Genomic DNA, 4,190 nt, shown 5'->3' with positions numbered 1-4,190 from the left:
CGCCGCTACCTGCCCGAGGGCAGCATGGACCAGATCTACCCCAGCGAGCTCCCCGAACGCGCCTCCACGCTACCCAACACCACGAACACCACCCCGGATTGATCGGCTACACCACTCCACGGGACACGACCAGGTTGAGTACCCGCGACGTTAGCGGCGAGCTGCGACTTGGGGTGGGGATGGTTGGTGTGGGCTGCCCCGTGTAGCGGCGTGTGGGTGAGTGTCCCGGTTCCGGCGGTGCGCGTTACGCCATTCGGCTAGGAGGAAGCGACGGGTGCCGGGTGGATGCGGCGACACGCCGACTTGGTGATGGAATCCGTTGTAATCGTAAGCGAATATAGCAGTGTGCATATTTCTCGATCGTCATAGCTGGCCGAGGCTTGTGCAGTTACTGATTGCGGCTGGAGTGCCCTCGCCGACAGCAGAAAGAGGCGATGAATGAGTCTTCTAGTCGAGGCGCGGGGACTGAGCGCAGTCGGACCCGATGGGCTGCTTTTCACTTCGGTGAGCGGGACGGCTCTGGACGGGGAGCTGACGGTAATCGTAGGGCCCCCAGAGCCACGGCGCACCGCGCTTCTACTGGCTCTGTCCGGCAGGTTCTCTGTCACGGGTGGATCTCTCGTAACAGAAGGCGAACGCCGCAGTACGCGCCGCGTCCAAGCGTTGCTGAGAAAGAGAGTTGCCGTAGCTCAGGCGTTGCCCGCGATCGGTATTGACGTCCGCCTGAGGGTGGGCGAGGTGCTGGCCGAGCGACGCCTAGTCTGCGGGAATCGAAAGATGTCGGTAGGGTCATTCTGGGACGCTATTGAGCTGATGCGGATGGGAAGGCCGGGGAATGACGAGATAGTGGGTGATTTGGGCCCTGTTGATCAGCTGCTGCTTTCTGTAGCTCTGGGATATGCGCAGCACGCAGACGCGATTGCTGTAGCCGACGTAGACGGCGGATTCGGTGAAGAGGACCGCCGATTTGTTCGTATAGCTCTGGGCCAGCTTGCAGCGGCGGGCAGAGCGGTGCTTGCCACCTCCGCTGACACCGGCTGGGGCACAAGACGTATCTTCTTGGACGGCGCTCAGGAAGCGATCAAGATAGATAATCAGCGGCTAGGACACAGGCGTACGAGTCCGATAAAAGGAGGAGGAATGTGAGGGATGTCCGGCTGGCATGGCTGGAGATGCAGCGATTCCGTGGCAGGCGGCTTCAGTGGATTCCGGCGCTACTGGTGCTCTTGCCCTTGACCATGGGAACTATGGTGCTGGCATCACTGTGGGACCCCCAGGGCGGTATGGCACGGGTGCCCGCAGCAGTCGTAAATCTTGATCAGCCGAGCGAAAGCTCCCCAGGCAAGGATTATACGCCTATCCGCGTAAGTGCAGGTGCAAGGCTGACTGAAGAATTGCGCCTAGCTCGAGCCTTCTCTTGGCGTCTACTGAATGAGCAAGAAGCCATGAAGCAGCTCGCAGAAGGGAAGTTGTATGCGGTTCTAGTTATTCCGCGTGATTACTCCGCTTCCGTAGCGAAATGGGTGTCAGGTGAAGGCGGTCCACGATCGACGGCCAGTTTGTTTCTCAATGACGCAAACGGGTTCCTAGTGACGCTCTCCGCCGAGTCGTACGGTGCGGAAATCGATGATCGGGCGGCTATGGTAGGGGTCAGCTATATGGCCCAAAAAAGCATCGACATGTGGGCATCCATGCGGCGCGATGTCGACAAGATTCTCAACAGTAGCGTTATGCCGCCTCCCAAAACGGGTGAAGCCGCCCCCCAGCAGCAGACGGCCTCTTTGGCGATGTTGCAGATTAGCAAACAGCTGGGCGAGGTTGCCGCTGCCATCAGTGCGGTAAATGAGGTAGTCCAAAGTGCCGGATCCGGCAGTTCCGCAATGGCTTCGCAGATCAACGATGCGGCTGCGAACGCGCAGATTACGCAAGACAATGCGTCAGCAGGAAATAGTGCTCTAATCCAGCAAAGCTCCTCCCAAACGGCGACCTCCGTTCGGTTGGTGCAGGCCGCCGTCACCGCCCTTAACACTCAGCTACAAAAAGCGTCGTCCGACTCGAAGGGCCTCGCTGACAAGCTTGTTTCAACAGGGAACGACGCGAAGACGCTCAGTGCATCTCTGGCCAGCCTCGAGTCTTCTCTACAGACATTGGCTAAAAGCATTCCGCCAGCACGGCCAGCGGGATCTTCCGAATCTAGCATTGTGCCGATTTCTGTTTCACGCGTTAACCTACATCCGGCTGGGGTTCTAGGGCGCGGACTGGCTCCGCTGGCGTTTGGTGTTATGCCGGGTCTTGCTGCAGTGATTGCGATGACAGTTCTCCGTCCGGTAAATTCACGGGCATTGGCCTCGTCCGCGCACGCGTTCACCGTGGCCCGAGTGGGCTGGCTACCACTAGCTGCAGTTTGCACACTGACGACTTGTGGCTTCTACGTGGCGGCTCAGGCGCTCATGGGCCTTGAGGCGTTGCACGCCTGGGTGGCGTTGGGCCTATGTGTAGTCAATGGACTGGCGTTTTCCGCTGCCGCTCATGGAATGAAGGTGGCGATGGGCGCGTTTGGTGAAGTCGTATTTCTTATTCTCTTGCTCTTGCAGCTGTGCGCCAGCGGAGGGCTGTATCCGGTGCAGACGGCAAATGCCTTGTTTGTGGGCCTGCACCCTTACCTGCCCATGACCTACGTAGTCAGTGCTTTTCGCGTCGCCATTAGTGGGGGTCGGGAGGAGGCTGTATGGATCGCCATCGCCGTCCTGACGGCCCTGACAGCAGCTGGAATTTCCCTGGCGTGCCTGACCCTGGTCCGCCGCAGACAATGGACTGCCGAGCGACTTGTGCCTCAAGTCCGTGAACGGTGCGGCTGACGAACGGTTCGGGTACACCGAAACCTGAAAAATTGGAGGGCAGAATGAAAAAATTGGCTTTCTTTGTCGTATCCTGTGTCGCTATCGTAGTCTCGCTAGGCACCACGTCGACTCCGGGGTTCACCACGCCGACTCCGGGGTTCACCACGCCGACTCCGGGGTTCACCACGCCGACTCCGGGGTTCACCACGCCGACTGAGACTTGCCCGCCGGTTTTCCCGACGCCAACGGCGTCTGACCTCGCACCCACTGGGGCTGGCGGTACTTCGGAAGTGATGGTGTTTTGCGGTGTGATCGGCTGTCTCGGTATTGCGGCTCTGGCATTTGCCTACGGGCGTCCGAAGGGAAAGCGCAATCTGTAGAGCTGACCGACACAGATAGACGGTCACACCACGCCCATTGCGAACAACGCCTTCCCTTGTTCTTCAGCTACTGAACTTGATTGAGCGGTGGGCCGGTTCCGGTAGCTCTGGGTTCGTGAGGTACGCGCAGGGCGGCGGGTTGACCGACGTCGAAAGGGCCACGCGGAAGCGGGTCCGGCTGCAGGCCGTGGAACGCTTCAAGGGCGGGGAGAAGAACCGGGAGATTGAACCGTTCCGGGTTCGGCAGAGACTCGACCGTTTGAAAGGATCGAGTCATGGCATGTTCTTGCCAGCACCCGCTTGAGCTGCGCCGTCGTGCGGTTTGGATGGTCGCCGAGGTGCGCCTGACTACGCCACGGAGTGGGCCGCAATGAGAGCGGTGGCCCGTAAACTGGGTGTCGGAACGACCAGGACTGCGCAAGTGGGTCCGGCAGGACGAGATCGGTGCCGGCACCCGGCCGGGTACGACGACAGAGGAGTCCGCGCAGGTCAAGGCCATGAAGTAGGAGATCGCCGAGCCGAAGCGGGCGAACGGAATCCTCAAGGCGGCGGCGAGTTTCTTCGCGGCCGAGCCCCACGGGCCATACACACGCTCGTAGCCTTCATCGACGGGCACCGGTACCGATTCGGCGGCGTCGAGCCGATCTGCGCAACGCTCACCGGGCACGACTGCAAGATCGCCCCCTCCGCCTGCTACGCCCACCACAAACGTCAGGCCACCCCGTCCGCCAAGACCCCGCGCGACGCCTGCCTGAAGAAGTTGATCAGCGAGGTACTTGAGGCGAACTACCGAGCTTGTTCAGCGGTGGGTCTCCAGGGTGAGGATGGCTTTGGTGGTTGATGTGAGCCTGGTGGGGTGGCAGCGGGCTTAGCGGAGGATGCGCCAGGTCTTGATCGATGCGATGGCTCTCTCGACTGGCCATCGGAGGCGGGAGCGGGCTCGGTTGACGCGCTTCTGTCTGGGTGTGGG

Annotated in this window: 2 protein-coding genes and 1 pseudogene; all 3 read left to right on the top strand. The window is 60.7% G+C overall.

The features are described from left to right. Positions 1-438: 438 nt before the first annotated feature. Positions 439-1,146 carry a hypothetical protein gene (locus IF89_RS46645; RefSeq protein ID WP_158718099.1) on the top strand — a complete coding sequence of 236 codons (708 nt, stop codon included), beginning with the start codon at positions 439-441 and terminating at the stop codon, positions 1,144-1,146. Next, positions 1,143-2,858, top strand: coding sequence for a YhgE/Pip domain-containing protein (locus tag IF89_RS43635; protein WP_078628758.1), 1,716 nt, complete (start codon positions 1,143-1,145; stop codon positions 2,856-2,858). Before IF89_RS46645 ends, IF89_RS43635 begins: the two co-directional genes overlap by 4 nt. 477 nt (positions 2,859-3,335) lie before the next feature. Further along, positions 3,336-3,470 (top strand): annotated as a pseudogene (locus IF89_RS49925) (IS630 family transposase); the annotation flags it as partial. Positions 3,471-4,190: the final 720 nt, after the last annotated feature.

This window comes from Streptomyces sp. NRRL F-2664 (assembly GCF_000719345.1).
Lineage (GTDB): Bacteria > Actinomycetota > Actinomycetes > Streptomycetales > Streptomycetaceae > Streptomyces.
Note: the sequence above shows the minus strand (reverse complement) of the source record. Positions and strands in the feature narration are given on the sequence as shown.

What these genes read in the sequence shown, in the direction of transcription:
- IF89_RS46645 (WP_158718099.1), top strand. Translation starts at nt 439, where the DNA reads ATGAGTCTTCTAGTCGAGGCGCGGGGACTGAGCGCAGTCGGACCCGAT.